Origin of the sequence: Streptomyces sp. M41(2017) (genome assembly GCF_002078175.1) — a bacterium.
GTDB lineage: Bacteria > Actinomycetota > Actinomycetes > Streptomycetales > Streptomycetaceae > Streptomyces.
On the sequence record NZ_MWFK01000001.1, the window covers coordinates 4252659 to 4270764 of the forward strand.

The window sequence follows — 18106 nt, forward strand, 5'->3', positions numbered from 1 at the left end:
ACGATGAGGGACGTACCGATCCGGCACGACCCACGAGGTTTTCATGATCGTCATCACTGCTCCCACCGGGAACATCGGCCGCCACCTGCTGCCCCTGCTCCTGGAGTCCGCACCCGGCCACGGCGAGGAACTGCGCGTGATCGTGCGCGACCCCGCCCGCCTCCCCGACGCGGTGCGCGAGCGCGTCGAGGTGGTCACCGGTTCGCACGGCGACGCCGACGTCGTCGACCGTGCCTTCGAGCGCCGACGCCGTCTTCTGGCTCGTCCCGCCGGACTCCTCCCGGACCCCCGAGGAGGCCTACAGCGGCTTCAGCCGTCCCGCCGCGAAGGCCCTCGCCACCCACGGTGTCGGTCACGTCGTCGGCGTCTCGGCACTCGGCCGCGGCACAGCGGCCGCCGGACGCGCGGGACTGGTCACCGCCTCCCTCGCCCTGGACGACCTCATCGCCGGCACCGGCGTGGCCTACCGGGCGCTCGCCAACCCATCGTTCTTCGAGAACCTGCTGGAGGAGGCCGACTCCCTCCGCGACAAGGGCGTCTTCACCGACGTCGTGACCGCCGACCGCAGGGCTCCGCTCGTGGCCGTCGCCGACATCGCGGCCGTCGCCGCCGGCCTGCTGCTGGACCGCTCGTGGACCGGCAGCGACAGCGTTCCGGTGCTCGGCCCCGAGGACCTGTCGCCCGACGACCTCGCCCGCATCATGACCGAGCAGCTCGGCCGCCCCGTCCGCTACGAACGGCAGCCCCTCGACGAGCTGTACTCCACCCTCGTCGGACACGGACTCGACGAGGCGTTCGTCCAGGGCATCGCCGACATGAAGCGCGCCAAGGACGAGGGCCTCGACGCCGGGGTCGTCCGCACCCCGGAGACCGCGACCCCCACCACCTTCGAACAGTGGTGCGCCCGGACCCTCAAGCCGGCCGTCCTCGCCCGATGACGCATCACCCCACCACGGACCGCACGAGGTCCGGCGCACCCCAGACGTCCGTCACCACGGAGGCACACGCCATGTCCAGCCCCGCGGCCGCACCGCCGGTCACCGCGTTCATGCTCATCAAGACCAGGCCCGAATGGCTCGCCATGACCCCGCAGGAACGCATGAACGCGTTCACCGGCCAGGTCGTCCCCGCCATCGAGGCCAGGACACGCGGCGTCCGGTCACGTTTCTACGACACGGAGTTCTACTCCACCCGCGTCACCGACGTGTGGGTCTGGGAGGCCGACGACCACGACGCGTACCAGCGCCTGGTCGACGCGCTGCGCGAAACCGCGTTCTGGGACCACTACTTCGAGGTCGTCGACCTGCTGGTCGGCACCGAGAACGGCTACGCCCGCACCTACGGCTTCGACCCCGTCGCCACCATCACCACCTGAGCGACGCCCGACCGTGCCGACGGCCCTCCGCTTCGCCGAACCCGAGGCCGTCGGCGCCGGACGGACCCGCACGGGGCGCGGCCCGTCGCGGGGGCGACGTCCGGCGTCAGTGCTTCAGCGACCTGACACGGTCCACGCCCTCGACGGCGACGGTCTCCCCGGGCGCGATCTCCGTGAAGCCCGCGTCGCGCACCAACGGCCCGTCGGACAGCATGAGTTCGCCCCAGTGGGCCGGCCGCGCGGTACGTACGGTGAGGGGGAAGCCCGCGTCCCGCCAGGCCGCCTTCTCCTCGTCCGACAGCTCCCACCAGGTCAGTTGGGCGCCATGGCCGGTCTGCGCCATCGTCTTGCCGGCCGACATGTCGAGCCCCGGATTGAGCCACAGCACGGGCGCGTCCGGATCGGCCTCGCCCGGCGGCTCCGGATCGTCGAGATCCGTCCCGGAGACCTGGAGGCGGGCCAGGTCCTTGGGCCAACCGTCCAACGGCACCGGCGGGAAGACCCGCACCTCGGCGGACCCGCCGGTCACCGTGATGCCGGGGAGCGCCTCGGCCCGCCGCCACTCGGCGCCGCGGGCCCGCCGGACGACCTTGCGGATCCGGGCGTCCTGCCAGTCCCGCATCGCCCGCGCCCACTCCCCGTCGCCGAGCGACCGCTCGTCGCTCAGGATCGTCAGGACCGCCCGGGCCGACGTCTCCAGCGCGTCGGTGCGCGCGGGCGGAGCCGCCTTCTCGATGTGCACGACCAGCGGCAGCACGAACTGCGGTGCCTCGTCGCGCGCGGTGGGCTCGGTACGGAAGGGACTGTCGTCGGCGGGGGTCGGCTCGCTGGTCACGCGTTCCAGTCTGCCAGGCGCAAGATCGGTCCCGAACGGACGGTTCGTACGGCCGTCCGGCCGCGTTCCGCGCGGGTCAGCCCGAACAGGCGGTGCGCTGCGCTTCCTGCCACGCGCAGACGGGGCACAGGGTGACGCCCTTGTGCGACTCCGGGTACTCGGTGGGTTTCCGGCACAGGACGCACTCCGCGTACGGCGGACCCGGATCGCCCGCCGCCCCGGGGTCGCGGGACTCCCCGCCCGGCCCGTCCGCGCCGGTGGCGCAGTAGTCGTCGCTCATGCCACCAGCGTACGGACGAGGCGTGGGCCCGGGGAGGCGCGGGGAGGGTCAGTGCCGTCCGGCGGAGGCGCCGATCAGCTGCGACACCTTCACGAACCGGAAGCCCTTCTTGCGCAGCTCGGGCACGATCGTCCGCAGCGCGCGCTCGGTGACGGGGGCCGCGCTCCGTGTGCAGTGCATGACCACCACCGAGCCGGGCCGGACGCCGTCGAGCACCTGCCGCGCCACGGCGTCGGCGTCCGTCGCGAAGGCGTCACCGCTGATCACGTCCCACTGCACGGCGGTGACGCCCACCGAGCTGAGGGTCCGCAGCGACCGCTGGTCGTAGCATCCGCCGGGGAAGCGGAAGTACGGCATCGCGTTCCGCACCCCCGCCCGCTCGAAGGCGGCGTACGCCCGCTCCACGTCGGCCCGCATCCTGTCCTCGGACACCGTCGGCAGCCCGTAGCAGTCGCCCGTGAAGGCGTAGTGGCTGTACGAGTGGTTGGCGATCTCGAACTGCGGGTCCTGCCCGATGTCCCGGGCCTCCCGCGGGTACTCGTCGGCCCACCGGCCCGTCATGAACACGGTCGCGGGAACCTTGAACGCCCGCAGGGTCGCGATCAGCCGCGGGTTGTCGAAGTGCTCCCCGGCGGCGGCCCGGGGCCCTTCGTCGGCGGTCATGTCGGCGTCGAACGTCAGCGCCACGGTCTTGCCCCGCGTCCGCGGTCCGTTCTTGAAGACGGGGGTCAGCCCGGCCGGACCCGGCGCGAGCGTGGGCGGGCGCGAGGGCGCGGCGCTGGTGGCGGGTGCGTGGTGGCCCTGGCGCGCGACGGGCGGGCCGGCCGGGCCGCCGCACGCGGTGAGTGCGGCGCCGAGGGCTCCGAGGGCACAGGTCAGGGCGAGACTCCGTACGGAAAGGATCACCGCACGAAGATATGAAATGAAAAGTGACTAATCGCCCGTCTTGGGCGTGTGGCGCCCGCATACGGTCACCACGTCACCCGGCTGGTGCCGTGCCCGGACCGGTGTCACCGGTGAGGAGCTGCCTCCGGCACTCCTCCACGTCGAAGTCCGCCTTCGGGTACTGCGGATCGAGGGCCTCCAGGTGCTCCTGGAGAAGCCTGCCGATCGCCCAGTTGCGGTACCACTTGCGGTCGGCGGGGACGACGAACCAGGGCGCGCCCGGGGTGGAGCAGCGGTCGAGGGCGATCTCGTACGCCTTCTGGTACGCGGGCCAGGCGGCGCGCTCGGTGATGTCGCCCGGGTTGAACTTCCAGTACTTCTCCGGGTTGTCGAGGCGGGCCAGGAGACGGCGGCGCTGCTGTTCGTAGGAGACGTGCAGGAAGCACTTCACCACGGTGACGCCCTCCTCCGCGAGGGACTCCTCGAAGCGGTTGATCTCGCCGTAGCGGCGGGCGATCTCCTTGCGCGGGGCCAGTTCGCGCACGCGGCCGATCAGTACGTCCTCGTAGTGCGAGCGGTCGAAGATGCCGATCTCGCCGGGCTCGGGCAGGGCCCGCCTGATCCGCCAGAGGAAGGAGTGCCTGCGCTCCTCCGGTGTGGGGGCCTTGAACGCCCGGATGCGGCAGCCCGACGGGTTCAGCTGGCCGATCACGTGCTTGACGACACCCCCCTTGCCGCTGGTGTCCATGCCCTGGAGGACCAGCAGGATCCGCCGCTGGTCGCCTGCCGTGCTCGCCGCGTAGAGGCGCTCCTGGAGGTCGGCGAGCTGTTCGCCCATCCGGGCGGCGGCGTCCAGGCCGGAGGCCTTGTCGTGCGGTCCGCCGGGAGTCGCCTCGGCGTCGTAGGCGGAGAGGTCCACACCCTGCCCGCCGGGCACGCGCAGCAGTTCCCGGAGCCGCGCGGGGGGCCTGGCCTCGTCCTGTCCGTGGTGCTTGTGCTTGCCGCTGTGCTTCTTGTCGTGCTTCTTCTCGTCCTTGTCGTGCTTCCCGCCGTGCTTCTTGCCCACCGCGCGCCCCTTCCGGCCGTGTTCCTCGATGGTGCGCCGGGTGTCCGGGGCCCGCTACCCGTTCGGTGCGCCCGGACGGCCGGTCACCACGTGCCCGCAGCGGGTGCCCCGAGCCGGACGGGGTCAGTCCAGCGGCTTCTCCCCGAGTTCCTCCGGAGCCTCCGGCTCCCGGGACTCCGGCAGCCTCCCCGGGGCGTCCAGATCCCCGAAGGCGCCCGGTATCCCGAGCCCGTCCGTGTCGCCGAAGGCGTCCGGAACGCCGAGGCCCTCCGGCAGCCGGCCGGCTCCGTTCGCCAGGGCGGGCGGCTCGGTGTCCTCGGTCACCTGCCGCGCGTCCGTCGGCGGCGGTGTCTCCGGCGGACGCTCGGCCTGCGGCTCCGGAGCGACCGGAGCCTGTCCGGACTGTGCCCGCTCCAGGAAGCGGAGCAGTTCGACGGGGAAGGGCAGGACGAGGGTGGAGTTCTTCTCGGCGGCGACGGCCACCACGGTCTGCAGCAGCCTCAGTTGGAGGGCGGCCGGCTGTTCCGACATCACCTCGGCGGCCTGTGCGAGCTTCTTCGAGGCCTGCAACTCGGCGTCGGCGTTGATGATCCGGGCCCGCCGCTCACGGTCGGCCTCGGCCTGCCGGGCCATGGAGCGCTTCATCGTCTCGGGCAGCGACACGTCCTTGATCTCGACGCGGTCGATCTGCACGCCCCAGCCGATCGCCGGGCTGTCGATCATCAACTCCAGTCCCTGGTTGAGCTTTTCGCGGTTGGACAGCAGGTCGTCCAGGTCGCTCTTGCCGATGATCGAGCGCAGCGAGGTCTGCGCCATCTGCGAGACCGCGAAACGGTAGTCCTCGACCTGGATGACCGCGTCGGCGGCGTTCACGACCTTGAAGTAGACGACGGCGTCGACGCGGACCGTGACGTTGTCGCGGGTGATGCCCTCCTGGGCCGGGATCGGCAGCGTCACGATCTGGATGTTGACCTTGCGGAGCCGGTCCACGAACGGAACGATCATGGTGAAGCCGGGGGAGCGGATCTCGCCCGCGAGCCGTCCGAGGCGCAGGACGACCCCGCGCTCGTACTGCTTGACGACCCGGGCGCCGGCCGCGACGTAGACCACTCCGGCAGAGCCTGCCACCGCGATCGCCGCGATGATTTCCTCGACCATGACGACCCCCTTCCGAGTCGTCCGGTGCGGGCGGTCCCCTTCCGGGCCGTCCGACATGCCTGACACGTCCAGGTTACGTCGCCGGGTCGGTGTCCCCGCGGGCCGCCCGGCACGCCTCCCTGCGGGGCTGGGCGGCGGGATCGGCCGGGCCCGCCGGAGGGCGGGCCCGGCCTCCGGGTCACATGTCCGGGGTGACCCTCACCGGCTCGGTCCCGGCGGCGCTGTGCCGCGTCGACCAGGTCTCCAGCGCTGACCGGCACGCGTGGTCGAGGTGGTGCAGACCGGAGACGTTCAGCTCGACCGGACGGTCCTGCGGCAGCGCCTCCAGGCTGCCGAGGATCCTGGGCAGCCGCAGGAAGGTGGCGTTGCCCGACAGGTACACCTGGACGGGACCGGCGCCCTTGTCTATGACGTCGAGCCGCACGTGCGAGGCCTCCCACGCCGTCTTGGCCACCGCCAGCGCGAGGCCGATCAGTACGCCCTCGAACATGCTGACGGCGACGATCGACACGGCGGTCACGACGAGGATCAGCGCCTCGCCCCGGTGCTCACGCCACAGGGACGCGACCTCGCGCAGCGGGATCAGCTTCCAGCCCGCGTGCACCAGGACGCCGGCGAGGGCGGGCAGCGGGATGACACCGAGCGCGGCCGGCAGCAGCGCGGCGAAGAGCAGGAGCCAGACGCCGTGCAGCACCCGGGACGCCTTCGTGCGGGCGCCCGCCCGCACGTTCGCCGCGCTGCGGACGATCACGGCGGTCATCGGCAGTGCCCCGAGGAGGCCGCAGACCGTGTTGCCCGCGCCCTGTGCCATCAGTTCCTTGTCGTACGCGGTCCGCGGGCCGTCGTGCATCCGGTCCACGGCCGCCGCGCTGAACAGCGACTCGGCGGAGGCGATCAGGGTGAACGCGAGGATCGTGCCGAGCAGCCCGACCGTCGCCAGACCGCCGAACGCGTCGAGGGGCGGCGGCTGGATCGAGCCCAGGAGCCCCCGGACCTCGACCGTGGCGACGGGCAGGCCGAGGAGCGGCACCGCGACGGTGGCGAGGAGCACGGCGCCGAGCGCCGCCGGAACCGCCCGCACCCGCCGAGGCAGCCGTGGCCACAGGACGAGGACGGCGACGGTGCCGACGCCGAGGCCGAGCGAGGCCAGCGCGTCCGGGTCCCCGACGGCGTCCGCGAGCGCCCGTGGCAGCCCGGTGAGCTTGTCGACGCCGGACGCCGGTGCCTTCAGACCGGCCATCGCGTAGAGCTGGCCCGCGATGAGGACGAGCCCGATGCCGGCCAGCATCCCCTCGACGACCGAGAGGGAGATCGCCCGGAACCAGCGCCCCAGTTTCAGCGCGCCCATGAGGAGTTGGAGCAGCCCGGTGACGAGCACGATCACCCCGAGGGACGCGAGGCCGTACTCCCGCACCGCCTCGAAGACCAGCACGGTCAGTCCCGCGGCGGGGCCCGACACCTGGAGGCTGCTGCCGCGCATCAGACCGGTGACGACGCCGCCCACGATGCCGGTGACCAGGCCGATTTCGGCCGGCACGCCCGAGGCGACCGCGACGCCGACGCAGAGCGGCAGCGCGACCAGGAACACGACGACGGAGGCGGCGAGGTCCTGCCGCAGATGGGGGAACCTCGCCGGGAGGCTCCCGAGGCCGGACCCGCGGGTGGGGCCCTCGGTGTTGTGGGGGTCGGTCATCGCGCGCCTCACAGCGCTTCGAAGGTGTCGGTGTCCGGGCGGTGTTCGAGCACCGCGCCGGTGTGGACCTCGTAGTACCAGCCGTGCAGCCGGAGCCGACGGGCCGTCAGGGCCCGTTTTACGCAGGGGTAGGAGCGGAGGCGGAGCAGTTGCGCGAGCACGTGGGACCGGACCGCCCCGGCGACGGCGGGGTCGTCGTCCGGCACGTCCGCCGGCGGCTCGGTCTGGGCCAGCCAGTCGCGGACGGCCGGTACGGCGGTGAGGTCCTCGCCGCGCACCAGGGCGCCGACGGCGCCGCAGTGCGAGTGGCCGCAGACCACGATCTCGCGGACGCCGAGCACGTCCACCGCGTACTCGACGGTCGCCGCCTCGGAGGTGGGGCGGCCGGGGACGTAGGGCGGGACGATGCTGCCCGCGGTACGCAGTTCGAAGAGCTCGCCGGGGCGGGCACCGGTGATCAGGGCGGGAACGACCCGTGAGTCGGAGCAGGTGACGAACAGCACCTGCGGGGACTGGCCTTGGGCGAGCGAGGCGAAGTCCTCGGGTCGCCGGCCGAAGGAGCGGGCATGGTCGATGAGAGGCTGCATGTCGGATCCTCCTGGCGCGCCGTCGGGGCGCGTCGGCTTGCAGAGCGGGGTGTGGGGGGAGGTGCCCTGCTCAGCAGCGGAAGACCTGAAGTCCCGCGGGGGAGTGCGCGGTCGAGGCTCTGGACGTGCCCGGGTGCGCGGTACGAAGGGGTGCGGGCCGGCAGTCGGCGGCGGGGTCGGACGCCTGCGGGACGAGGACCGGCGGTCCCGGCTCGGGGTCCTCGTCGTGGACGCGCCGCCGGGTTCCCTGGGCCGGTGCCACCTTGTGCGGGTGTTCCGCCTCGGCGCAGGCGACGACCTCACCCCGGTGCGCGGACGCGAACGACTCGGCGGGGGCGAGGGGTTGCAGGCTCAGCAGGACGGCGGCGAGCACCACGAACAGGGTCCGGGCCGTCGTACCTCGGAACATGGGCCCCCTCCCGGCTGCTCACGCATGGCGACGGTCAGCTTCGTTCCGTAGCGTAACGGGCGGAGTTGTTTGCAGGGTCAACTGCGCGTTCCGCCCGTGAAGACCGCCCGAAAGGGGGCGGGCGGTTGGCGTGAACCCGCTCTCCGCCGGGCCGTGCTCAGTCCCCCGGCTTCTCCACGAGGCCCTTCGCGTCGCGGGCCAGCGCCGTGAGCCGGGAGATCGCACGGAAGTACTTCTTGCGGTAGCCGCCGTTCAGCATCTCCTCGCTGAACAGCTGGTCGAAGGGTTCTCCGGAGGCGAGGACGGGGACCTCGCGGTCGTACAGCCGGTCCGCGAGCACGACGAGCCGCAGCGCCGTCGACTGGTCGGGGACGGGCCGGACGTCGGTGAGGCAGACCGCGGCGATCCCGTCGGTCAGGGCGCCGTAGCGGCTGGGGTGGACGCGTGCGAGGTGTTCCAGCAGGTGCGGGAAGTCGTCCAGGGAGGCGCCCTCGGTGGCGTACGCCGCCTTGGTGACCTGCTCCTCGGAGAACGGCGCCGGAGCCTCGGGCAGCCCGCGGTGCCGGTAGTCCTCGCCGTCGATGCGCAGCGGCCGGAAGTGCGCGGACAGGCCCTGGATCTCCCGCAGGAAGTCCGCCGAGGCGAACCGGCCCTCACCGAGCTTGCCCGGCAGGGTGTTCGACGTGGCGGCGAGCGCGACGCCCGCGTCGACGAGCTTGCCGAGCAGGGTCGAGACGAGGACGGTGTCGCCCGGATCGTCGAGCTCGAACTCGTCGATGCACAGGAGGCGGTGCCCGGAGAGGGTCTGCACCGTCTTCTGGAAGCCGAGCGCGCCCACCAGGTTCGTCAGCTCCACGAAGGTGCCGAACGCCTTGAGCGCCGGCTCCGCCGGGGTCGCGTGCCACAGGGAGGCGAGCAGGTGGGTCTTGCCGACGCCGTACCCGCCGTCGAGGTAGACGCCCCGCGGGCCGGCCGGGGTCTTCGGGGCCTTGCCGAAACCGAACAGCTTCCGCTTGGGGCCGCCCAGGGCGTGCGCCCCGCCGAGTCCGGCGGCGAAGGTTTCGAGGACCCCCACCGCCTCGGTCTGGCTGGGCTGGTTCGGGTCCGGGATGTACGTGGCGAAGCGGACCGAGTCGAAGCGCGGCGGCGGCACCATCTCGGCGACGAGCCGGTCGGCGGGCACGTGCGGCTCGCGGGCGCACAGGGACAGGGGGGCCGCTTCGGCTATCGGGTCGATCCCGGAGGCGGTGGTGGAGGACGACACGGTCACCCACTCTATGCGCCGTGCCACACTGCACGTCATGCGACGCCTGTTCCCTGTGACCTACGAAACAGCAGCCCAGGCCTCCGCGGGGGCTCCCGGGGCGGATGTGACGGACCGCGAGTGGGGTCTCGGAGAACTGGCCGAGGCCTACGCCTACCCCGAGACCGACGGACCCTGGCTGCGGGCCAACATGGTGTCCACCCTGGACGGCGCCGCCCAGCACGAAGGGCGCTCGCAGCCCATCTCCAGCCCCACCGACATGCGGGTCTTCGGGGTTCTCAGGGGTCTCGCCGATGTCGTCCTGGCCGGTGCGGAAACGGTACGCCAGGAGGGTTACCGGCCGGCCCGCGCGCGGGAGGCCTTCGCGGACCTGCGGAAGGCGGCGGGCCAGGGTCCCGCCCCCGCCGTCGCGGTGGTCACCGCGGGTCTCGACCTGGACTTCTCGCTGCCGCTCTTCACCTCGCCCCTGGTGCCCACGCTGATCCTCACCGGCGCGACGGCCCCGTCGGACCGGGTCGCGGCGGCCGAGAAGGCGGGCGCCCGCGTGGTGATCGCCGGGGACGGGGCGGGGGTCGACCCGGCCCGTGCCGTCCGGGCGCTCGGCGACCTCGGCCACCCCCGGCTGCTGACGGAGGGCGGCCCGCGTCTGCTGGGCCAACTGATCGCGGCCGACGTGCTCGACGAGATGTGTCTGACGCTGTCCCCGATGCTCGCCGCCGGAGAATCCCAGCGCATCGCGGGCGGGCCCCCGGTGCCGCTGCCGCGCCGGTTCGAACTAGTGTCGCTGCTGGAAGAGGCCGGGTTTGTGTACAGCCGATACCGTCGGCCCTGACACGTAATCGGAGTATCACGTTCCGTTTGCTGTCCGCCGGGCACACTAAATCGCGCAGTCCCCGTGCGGTCACGGGGCAGGATGGTTTTTGCAGGGGGCCGGGACGGCCCACGGACGAGAAGGGCGCCTGTCGTGTTCACAAGCGTATTGATGATCGAGAAGGCCCTGACGTCCGCCGACGTGGAGTTCGTCACCACCTTGCACGGTGACGAGACGGTCGCCTTCCACGTGCTGCTCCAGCCCCGGGGCGATCAGGCGGACCGGCTGCTGCGGGCCATCGACGACGTGGCGCTGGGCGAGATCGACGAGGCGGCGCGCGAGGGCGAGACACCGGAGGGCGAGGCCGCAGCGAGCCAGGGCGAGCGGGCACTGGAGGTCTCACTGATCGCCCTGCGGGCGTCCGGCAGCGAGGCGGAGGGCCGGCTCATCGAGGACCACCCGCTCGACGCGCTGAAGGACCTGGTCGACGAGGTCAAGGCCGACGAGGTCATCGTGCTGACCGACCCGCACTACGTGGAGGAGTTCTTCCACCGCGACTGGGCCTCCAAGGCCCGCCACAAGGTGGGCGTGCCGGTGCTGAAGCTGTTCTCGCACAGCAAGGCGTGAGGTCCGCACCGAACTGAACAGCGGGATGCGGCTCCGGTGTCCCTTGTGGGGCGGCGCCGGACGCACCCCATAGGCTGGGGGCGCGTTCTCCGCGGAGGACGCGCCCACCTTCGTACCGGATCTTGGGGAGAAACACGCATGGCACCCGGCCTTCCTACCGCGATGGACCGACCGCACTTCATCGGCATCGGCGGCGCCGGGATGTCGGGCATCGCGAAGATCCTCGCGCAGCGCGGGGCCCGGGTGGCGGGCAGCGACGCCAAGGACTCCGCCACCGCCGAGGCGCTGCGCGCGCTCGGCGTCACGGTCCACATCGGGCACGCGGCCGACCACCTCGCCCCCGACGCCAGCTGTGTCGTGGTCTCCTCCGCCATCCGCGCGGACAACCCGGAGCTGGCCCGCGCGGCCGAGCTGGACATCCCCGTGGTCCACCGGTCGGACGCCCTCGCCCGCCTGATGGACGGCCTGCGGCCGATCGCGGTCGCCGGCACCCACGGCAAGACGACCACCACGTCGATGCTCGCCGTCTCCCTCTCCTCCCTCGGCCTCTCCCCGTCGTACGCCATCGGCGGCGACCTCGACGCCCCCGGCTCGAACGCCCTGCACGGCGACGGCGAGATCTTCGTCGCCGAGGCCGACGAGTCCGACCGCAGCTTCCACAAGTACGCCCCCGAGGTCGCGATCGTCCTCAACGTCGAACTCGACCACCACGCCAACTACGCCTCCATGGACGAGATCTACGCGTCCTTCGAGACCTTCGTCGACCGCGTCACCGAGGGCGGCACGCTGGTGATCTCCGCGGACCACGAGGGCGCCCGCGAGCTGACCCGCCGGGTGAGGGCGGGCGACGTGAACGTGGTGACGTACGGCGACGCCGCCGACGCGGACCTCAGGGTCCTCTCCGTCGTCCCGCGTGGCCTCACCAGCGAGGTGACCGTCCTGCTGGACGGCGCCGAACTGACCTTCGCGGTCTCCGTCCCCGGCAAGCACTACGCGCACAACGCGGTGGCGGCCCTCGCGGCCGGTGTCGCCCTCGGGATCCCGGCGGCCGAGCTGGCCCCCGCGCTCGCCTCCTACACCGGCGTGAAGCGCCGCCTCCAGCTCAAGGGCGAGGCGGCCGGCGTCCAGGTCGTCGACTCCTACGCGCACCACCCGACCGAGATGACGGCCGACCTGGAGGCCATGCGCGCCGGCACCTCGGGCCGCATCCTCGTCGTCTTCCAGCCGCACCTCTTCTCCCGCACCCAGGAGCTGGGCAAGGAGATGGGCGAGTCCCTGGCCCTCGCGGACGCCTCCGTCGTCCTGGACATCTACCCGGCCCGCGAGGACCCGATCCCGGGCGTCACCAGCGAGCTGATCCTCCAGGCCGCACGCGCCGCGGGCGCGGACGTGACGCCGGTCCACGACACGGCGGACGTGCCGTCCGTCGTCGCGGGAATGGCGAAGCCCGGTGATCTCGTTCTCACCATGGGCGCGGGTGACGTGACGGATCTCGGACCGGAGATCCTCGCCCGCCTGTCCGAGTAGCAGTGGGCCCCAGCGGGCCTCCCGGAATGTGAGGGGTTGAGCTTCATGTCGTACGACATCGAAAAGCCGGACGAAGAGTGGCGCGCGGAGCTGACCCCGGCCGAATACGCGGTGCTGCGCCAGGCCGGCACCGAGCCCGCGTTCAAGGGTGAGTACACCGACACCAAGACGAAGGGCGTCTACTCCTGTCGCGCCTGCGGCGCGGAGCTGTTCACCTCGACGGAGAAGTTCGAGTCGCACTGCGGCTGGCCGTCCTTCTACGACCCGAAGGACACCGACGCCGTCGAGCTGATCCAGGACCGCTCCCACGGCATGGTCCGCACCGAGGTCCGCTGCTCCCGCTGCGGATCGCACCTCGGCCACGTCTTCGAGGGCGAGGGCTACCCGACGCCGACGGACCAGCGGTACTGCATCAACAGCATTTCGCTGCGGCTGGCGGCCGAGGAGGGCTGAGTTCCACCCCGGGGCGGGCCGCACGGCGTGCCCCGGGGATCGGTCCGGTCACCTGTGGCCGAGCGGCGCCGGGGACGGTGGGGCCGGGTGGGGCGCGGCCTGGAGTGCGGTCATGCGGTCGATCAGCCGGATGGCGAGGACTCCGGCGGCGCACATGAGGGCCTCTCCCAGGACGAGAACGGGCAGCGACGTGGGGGCCGTGAGCGAGCCGACCGGGACGAGCAGGGCGTGGGCGAGCCAGACGCCCCACCAGACGTTCACCAGGATCTCGTCGCGCCCCCGCTTCCCTCCGGTGCTCGCCCGCAGGACGTCGAGCACGAACCGGCGCGGCAGCACGAGATTGACGAACGGCACGAACCAGCCGACGACGGGCCAGGCACCGGTCGCGAGCCCGGCGTCACCACTGATGACCTGGGCGTTGTGCCGGCTCTGGTCGAACCAGACCAGGAACAGGACCGCCGCCCCGAGCATCACGTAGGTGAACACCAACGACGTGGTCCCCGAGGCGTCCTGGTTGGCGGCGGTGTCATGCACGGCCCGGGCTCTGTGCGCGGTCGCGCGGAACACGTCCGCGACCGCGGCCACGGCTATCGCCCCCTGGGCGCAACGGGCGAGGATCCAGGGTGCCTTGACGGTGGGACCGGTCACGTGGGCCGACCTGCTTCTCTTGGGCGGCACGCGCCGCGACGGGCGCCGCGGAGGAGCGGCGGATCGGATCATATGGCCGGACGGGTCGTCACAGAACCTTGCGGTGGACCAGCGCGGACAGCACGAGGGTGCCGGGCAGCAGCGGCACCCACACCGTCAGCACGCGGTAGCCGATCACGGTCGCCGTCGACAGGCTCATCGGGGCGCCCAGCGCGACCATGGTGAACACCAGGGCGGCGTCCATCGGGCCGATACCGCCGGGCGCGGGCACGGCGCCCGCGGCGGTACTGGCGACCAGGAGGGCGAACATCACCTGGGCCCATGACAACGGCAGTCCGAGCGAGAACCCGACCGACGCGATCACGCTCCCCTGGAGCAGCGGGGCCGCGGCGGACCCGCCCCAGAGAGCGATGACCCGGCTGGGCCGGGTGTGCAGGATCCGTATGTCGGTCAGCGCGGTGCGCAGGAAGTCGAGGAGCGGACGGCGCAGCGGGCGGACGAGTGCCGGCAGTGCGAGGACGACGGTGAGCGCGAGCGCCGCACCGCCCGCGGCGGGCAGCACCGTCCAGCGGTCCGGGGCGAGCCGGCCGAGCCGGAGGGTGTCCTCGGAGGCCACCAGGAACACGATCAGGACCGGCATCTTGGCCAGCGGTTTGACCAGCGAGTAGAGGGCGACCGACGCGGTGGCGCGAGGCAGCGGGATGCCCTGTCGCCGCAGGAAGCGCAGGGTGACGGCGTGGGCGCCGATTCCCGCCGGCAGGACGTGGTTGGCGGCACCGGCGGCGAACTGCGACGCCAGCAGCAGCCCCGGAGGCAGCCGTTCCGGAAGGGCGCCCTGTCGTACGCAGGCGGCGGCCACCCAGCCGAGAGCCGTGAAGAGGGCTCCGGCCAGCAGCCACCAGGGGTCGGCAGCACCCAGCCGGACGGCTCCGTCCAGCAGCGCGTGCCGGTCCAGTACGACCCACACCCCGATCACCAGGAGCGGCAGCAGGACCATCGTGAGACGGGTGAGGCGTCCGAGGGGCGTGAGGCGCTCGGCGGTGGGGGCGCCGACCGGCGCCGGGACGTCGACGGGCACGGCGGCCGGGCAGGTGGCGGGGGCTTCGGGGGCCGCGGTGAGACTTTCGAGCGGAAGCAGGGACACGGCGCACGTCGTCCTTCCGCGTCACGCCCGCATGCGGACGGACGGATCCAAGGCGATGCAACGGGGACAGGAGAAACGTTCCCGTACGGGGTGGCGTCCATGTGTCCGGCAGCGGAAGGGGGGCGAGCTTGTGGGCGACACGGCAGGGGGTCCGGGGGGAGGGCGCGGGGCAGGAACGGTACCGACCGGGGATGGGGGAGGGCCCCGCGGCCGGGACGTGTGCGCGGCGTGGAGTACGCCTCGACGGGCCGTGCCCGGCCCGCCCCGCGTCCAGGGCCCGGCAATCGGTGTGCCGTCGACCTCGGATTCCTCAAGATCCCTCTGATGAGCAGGAGTTGATGAACTGTCAGAGGCCGACCGACTTCCGCTCGCCGTCCGTCAGGGGCGGACCGTCCAGGAGAGGCTTCTTACGGCCCAGGAACACCCTCCACAGCATGTCGGGGGCGAGAAGCCGGACGGGTGCCCGCTCCATGCTCATCACGTCCAACAGGGCGCGCAGAGCATGCGGGTTGCGGGCTCCGGCGTCCACCGCGCGGTCGATGAACGCGGCCATGAGGCGCTCGATCCGGGACGGCGCCTCCGCGGTGGCTCCGGGATAGAACGCGTCCTGCCCGACGGCGAGATCCCAGGCCTGCCCCACCGGGCGGGCCGCTGCGCGCTGAACGAGCCGAGCGGCCTTGGCCGAGCCGAGGTCATGTCGGGCCAGCACCTCCCGCATCGCGACCACGCTCTGCGCCGCCGCGGTCAGGCCGTGCCCGTACACCGGGTTGTATCCGGCGACGGCGTCGCCGAGCACGGCGAATCCGGCCGGCCAGCGGTCCAGCTTCTCGAAGTAGCGCCGTTTGTTGGCGGTGCTCCGTGTGGTGACCACGTCGGTGACCGGCTCGGCCCGGGTGAGGAGCTCACCGATGACCGGGTGGGCGAGCGACTCGGCGAAGGACACGAACGCGTCGTTGTCCCGGCTCGGCCGGCCGCCCCGGGTGCCCGCCAGGGTGACGAGCCACTGCCCGTTCTCGATGGGAAGGATGATGCCGCCCTTGCCCGGTGGGCGGGTGGGCTCGGCCTGTACGTTGACGATCGGGAAGTCGTCCGACGCGGAGGCCGGGGGGCGGTACATCCGGCTGGCGTAGCCCACGCCGGCGTCGACGACGCGTTCGCCCACCGCCGGGAGGCCAAGCCCGGTGAGCCACGCCGGTGCCCGGCTCCCGCGCCCGCTCGCGTCCACGACCAGGTCGGCGTTCAGGGTGCCGGCGCCCGCCGCGTCCCGTGTCCGGACCCCGGTCACACGGTCGGCGGTGCCCTCCAGCCCCACGGTCTCGGTCCGCTCCAGCACCGTGATGCCGGGCCGCGCCACGACCTCGGCCCGGATCGTCGCGTCGAGCAGGTCGCGCGAGCACACGATGTTCACGTGGTGGGCGTGCTCGAACCGGCGGAACCACTGTCCGGACGGCGCCTTGCTCACCATGCCGGACATGATCGGCACGCGCCGCGCCCCGCGCTCCAGCAGTCGCTCCGTGATCCCGGGCAGCAACTGCTCGATCGCCCCGACCCCGCCGGACCACAGCACATGGGCGTGCCGGGCCTGTGGCAACCCCCTGCGAGGGGACGGCTGTTCGGGCAGAGTGTCCGCCTCGACGACCGTGACGTCCCCGAAGCGGGCGAGCACGGAGGCCGCGAGCATGCCGGTCATACCGCCACCGACCACCACGGCGGTGGGCCGGTGGCCCGACGTTCTTTCAGACATCGGCGCAAGCACCCTCTCTGGCGGCCGTGCGGCCGCGGTCGTTCCGGGCAGCCGGTGTGCGGAGACGAACCGGGCCGCCGTACACCGTCGTACCGCCCCCGGCCCCGTGTTCGTCGGCTCGTGCCTCGCTCGGCCCGGCACGTTCATGATCGGGCCTGAGCTGAGGCGCGCGCACCGGAACGGCCACCGAAGAAACGGACTTGGGTCCGCCAGCCGGTGTGGCAATCGAACATTACGTGAGGAATCGATTCGGCACGGGGTGGTCGTCCTTCTCCGTCAGGTGCGGAGAAGGCTCCTCGGCGGCGGGAACCCCATGTTCCCCGGCGGGCGGGGGGCGGTGCGGCCTCCGGGCGGCCCGACGGACGTGTCAGTTCCGGCGGACGTCGTGCAGAGCGGCCCGGCGACGGGCCGCGGCGACGACGGGCGAGGATCTCAGTGCCTGGGCGAGGCCGACCCGCAGATGCGGCTTCTCCATGCTGTCCAGCGATCCCGTCCGGTCCGCGTCGCAGGGATCGTGACGTCCCGCCATCCGGACGCGGGCGGCGGCGAGCATCGCCGCCTCGGCGACCACCGTCGCGTGTTCCTGCGGCGTCAGGCGCACGGTCGTTCCCGGCACCGCCCGGGGAGGTGAGTCCGGCGCCGGCTGTCCGGAGACCTCCGCGTAGGCGGTGTCCCGCACCTCCGGGTCCAGATAGGGCCCGCAGGCCAGCACGCCGTCCAGTATCGCGATCTCCTGCTGTGTCAGCCGGACCACGGGAGGTGTCCACCAAGGGATACCCGCGCCGGACGGGGTCGGCAGGCCGCGGACCTCGGCCCACAGCGGCCTCAGCAGCCGGCAACGGCGCCGGGCGCGCAGCGAGTCCGCGACGGAGGGGCCGAGCCGGGGCAGCGCGAATCCGGTCGCGACGAAGATGCCGGCGGTCGCCACCAGCGGGGGTGACACGTCGGTGCTGAGGAAGTCCCAGTCCCGTCCGCTCCAACGTGCCGCGATGGCGGTGTACTTGGCCGCCTGGAACGACAGGTCGAAGCAGGCGCCGATCACGACCAGGACGAGGCCGGTCCGTGTGATGCCGCTGACCGCACGCACCCAGCTGAGGCACATGCCCGTCAGGAGCAGACTCGCGACGGAGTGGAACGCCAGGTACAGCAGGATCATCTCGCGCATGTACGGGGTGCCGGCGTAGTACGTGTCCAGGTCCCGGGTGCGCTCGACGGGCACGTCCGCGAGCGCGAACAGGACCACGATCCCGAGGACGACCGCGGTGCAGAAGGAGGCGATCAGCAGGATGCGCCGGTCGAGCCGGTGCCGTGGTCCGCCCCGCCAGGCGGTCATCAGGACGAGGTAGCCGCCGCTGAGCGCCGTCATGCCGCAGTACACCAGCGGGGCACTGAAGTTGGAGATCCCGGTGGCGGCGTTGACGACCGTGATCGTCGGAGGCGCGGACAGGACGCACACCACCGCGCCGATCAGCAGGATGGCGTTGCTGGAGGCGATCAGTGGATCCCGCCACGTGTCCTTGAGGGAACGGGCCTTGAGCGCGAGTACGACGGTGAGCGCGACACCGGGAACGTAGAAGACGACTCCGCTGTCCATCGCTCA

The 18106-nt window shown here is 72.4% G+C and carries 18 protein-coding genes and 1 pseudogene; 6 read left to right on the top strand and 13 right to left on the bottom strand.

What is annotated here, in order from left to right:
• The first annotated feature begins 43 nt into the window (after positions 1–43).
• Together B0675_RS18665 and B0675_RS18670 are read left to right on the top strand one after the other, a co-directional pair.
• Positions 44–938, top strand: a pseudogene (locus B0675_RS18665) (NAD(P)H-binding protein).
• 71 nt (positions 939–1009) lie between these two features.
• A complete protein-coding gene (locus tag B0675_RS18670) occupies positions 1010–1375 on the top strand; it encodes a darcynin family protein (protein ID WP_081221865.1) in 366 nt (121 codons plus the stop codon).
• 106 nt (positions 1376–1481) lie between these two features.
• On the opposite strand, the gene B0675_RS18675 is transcribed toward B0675_RS18670, so the two are convergent.
• The 9 genes from B0675_RS18675 to zapE form a co-directional block, all read right to left on the bottom strand.
• Positions 1482–2210 (bottom strand): peptidyl-tRNA hydrolase, encoded by a 729-nt coding sequence (locus B0675_RS18675; RefSeq protein WP_081219954.1) that lies wholly within the window; start codon positions 2208–2210, stop codon positions 1482–1484.
• A 76-nt stretch (positions 2211–2286) separates the two neighbouring features.
• Complete coding sequence (locus B0675_RS18680; RefSeq protein ID WP_081219955.1) at positions 2287–2490, bottom strand: hypothetical protein; 204 nt, start codon at positions 2488–2490, stop codon at positions 2287–2289.
• Positions 2491–2538: 48 nt separating this feature from the next.
• Positions 2539–3396 (bottom strand): polysaccharide deacetylase family protein, encoded by an 858-nt coding sequence (locus B0675_RS18685; protein WP_081219956.1) that lies wholly within the window; start codon positions 3394–3396, stop codon positions 2539–2541.
• A 73-nt stretch (positions 3397–3469) separates the two neighbouring features.
• Positions 3470–4321 (bottom strand): PPK2 family polyphosphate kinase, encoded by an 852-nt coding sequence (locus tag B0675_RS18690; RefSeq protein WP_241539959.1) that lies wholly within the window; start codon positions 4319–4321, stop codon positions 3470–3472.
• Between the two features lie 243 nt (positions 4322–4564).
• On the bottom strand, positions 4565–5599 hold the full coding sequence (locus tag B0675_RS18695) for a slipin family protein (protein WP_081219958.1): 1035 nt from the start codon (positions 5597–5599) through the stop codon (positions 4565–4567).
• A 178-nt stretch (positions 5600–5777) separates the two neighbouring features.
• Positions 5778–7292 (bottom strand): SulP family inorganic anion transporter, encoded by a 1515-nt coding sequence (locus B0675_RS18700; protein WP_081219959.1) that lies wholly within the window; start codon positions 7290–7292, stop codon positions 5778–5780.
• A gap of 8 nt (positions 7293–7300) precedes the next feature.
• Positions 7301–7879, bottom strand: a complete 579-nt coding sequence (locus tag B0675_RS18705; RefSeq protein WP_081219960.1) for a carbonic anhydrase — start codon at positions 7877–7879, stop codon at positions 7301–7303.
• A 70-nt stretch (positions 7880–7949) separates the two neighbouring features.
• Positions 7950–8288 (bottom strand): hypothetical protein, encoded by a 339-nt coding sequence (locus B0675_RS18710; protein WP_081219961.1) that lies wholly within the window; start codon positions 8286–8288, stop codon positions 7950–7952.
• Between the two features lie 157 nt (positions 8289–8445).
• On the bottom strand, positions 8446–9552 hold the full coding sequence (zapE, locus tag B0675_RS18715; protein ID WP_081219962.1) for a cell division protein ZapE: 1107 nt from the start codon (positions 9550–9552) through the stop codon (positions 8446–8448).
• A 37-nt stretch (positions 9553–9589) separates the two neighbouring features.
• On the opposite strand from zapE, the gene B0675_RS18720 reads away from it, so the two are divergent.
• From B0675_RS18720 to msrB, 4 genes are all read left to right on the top strand, one after another.
• Positions 9590–10384 (top strand): pyrimidine reductase family protein, encoded by a 795-nt coding sequence (locus B0675_RS18720; protein ID WP_081221866.1) that lies wholly within the window; start codon positions 9590–9592, stop codon positions 10382–10384.
• Between the two features lie 132 nt (positions 10385–10516).
• Positions 10517–10990, top strand: coding sequence for an indole-3-glycerol phosphate synthase (locus tag B0675_RS18725; RefSeq protein ID WP_179165319.1), 474 nt, complete (start codon positions 10517–10519; stop codon positions 10988–10990).
• Between the two features lie 138 nt (positions 10991–11128).
• Positions 11129–12517: a UDP-N-acetylmuramate--L-alanine ligase gene (gene murC / locus B0675_RS18730; protein WP_081219964.1), complete on the top strand. Its 1389-nt coding sequence runs from the start codon at positions 11129–11131 to the stop codon at positions 12515–12517.
• Positions 12518–12562: 45 nt separating this feature from the next.
• On the top strand, positions 12563–12970 hold the full coding sequence (msrB, locus tag B0675_RS18735) for a peptide-methionine (R)-S-oxide reductase MsrB (RefSeq protein WP_081221867.1): 408 nt from the start codon (positions 12563–12565) through the stop codon (positions 12968–12970).
• Positions 12971–13018: 48 nt separating this feature from the next.
• On the opposite strand, the gene B0675_RS18740 is transcribed toward msrB, so the two are convergent.
• The 4 genes from B0675_RS18740 to B0675_RS18760 all read right to left on the bottom strand — a co-directional run bounded on the left by B0675_RS18740 (position 13019) and on the right by B0675_RS18760 (position 18100).
• On the bottom strand, positions 13019–13618 hold the full coding sequence (locus B0675_RS18740) for a DUF4328 domain-containing protein (protein WP_081219965.1): 600 nt from the start codon (positions 13616–13618) through the stop codon (positions 13019–13021).
• A gap of 88 nt (positions 13619–13706) precedes the next feature.
• Complete coding sequence (locus B0675_RS18745) at positions 13707–14762, bottom strand: lysylphosphatidylglycerol synthase transmembrane domain-containing protein (RefSeq protein WP_241539811.1); 1056 nt, start codon at positions 14760–14762, stop codon at positions 13707–13709.
• A gap of 346 nt (positions 14763–15108) precedes the next feature.
• Positions 15109–16506: an FAD-dependent monooxygenase gene (locus B0675_RS18755; protein ID WP_081219967.1), complete on the bottom strand. Its 1398-nt coding sequence runs from the start codon at positions 16504–16506 to the stop codon at positions 15109–15111.
• A gap of 367 nt (positions 16507–16873) precedes the next feature.
• Positions 16874–18100, bottom strand: a complete 1227-nt coding sequence (locus B0675_RS18760) for a DUF6545 domain-containing protein (RefSeq protein WP_081219968.1) — start codon at positions 18098–18100, stop codon at positions 16874–16876.
• Positions 18101–18106 lie beyond the last annotated feature (6 nt).

Bases quoted from the DNA above. Each gene is read 5' to 3' on its own strand.
- B0675_RS18670 (WP_081221865.1), top strand. From the start codon at position 1,010: ATGTCCAGCCCCGCGGCCGCACCGCCGGTCACCGCGTTCATGCTCATC.
- B0675_RS18680 (WP_081219955.1), bottom strand. From the start codon at position 2,490: ATGAGCGACGACTACTGCGCCACCGGCGCGGACGGGCCGGGCGGGGAG.
- B0675_RS18695 (WP_081219958.1), bottom strand. From the start codon at position 5,599: ATGGTCGAGGAAATCATCGCGGCGATCGCGGTGGCAGGCTCTGCCGGA.
- B0675_RS18700 (WP_081219959.1), bottom strand. From the start codon at position 7,292: ATGACCGACCCCCACAACACCGAGGGCCCCACCCGCGGGTCCGGCCTC.
- B0675_RS18705 (WP_081219960.1), bottom strand. From the start codon at position 7,879: ATGCAGCCTCTCATCGACCATGCCCGCTCCTTCGGCCGGCGACCCGAG.
- B0675_RS18710 (WP_081219961.1), bottom strand. From the start codon at position 8,288: ATGTTCCGAGGTACGACGGCCCGGACCCTGTTCGTGGTGCTCGCCGCC.
- B0675_RS18720 (WP_081221866.1), top strand. From the start codon at position 9,590: ATGCGACGCCTGTTCCCTGTGACCTACGAAACAGCAGCCCAGGCCTCC.
- murC (WP_081219964.1), top strand. From the start codon at position 11,129: ATGGCACCCGGCCTTCCTACCGCGATGGACCGACCGCACTTCATCGGC.
- msrB (WP_081221867.1), top strand. From the start codon at position 12,563: ATGTCGTACGACATCGAAAAGCCGGACGAAGAGTGGCGCGCGGAGCTG.
- B0675_RS18755 (WP_081219967.1), bottom strand. From the start codon at position 16,506: ATGTCTGAAAGAACGTCGGGCCACCGGCCCACCGCCGTGGTGGTCGGT.
- B0675_RS18760 (WP_081219968.1), bottom strand. From the start codon at position 18,100: ATGGACAGCGGAGTCGTCTTCTACGTTCCCGGTGTCGCGCTCACCGTC.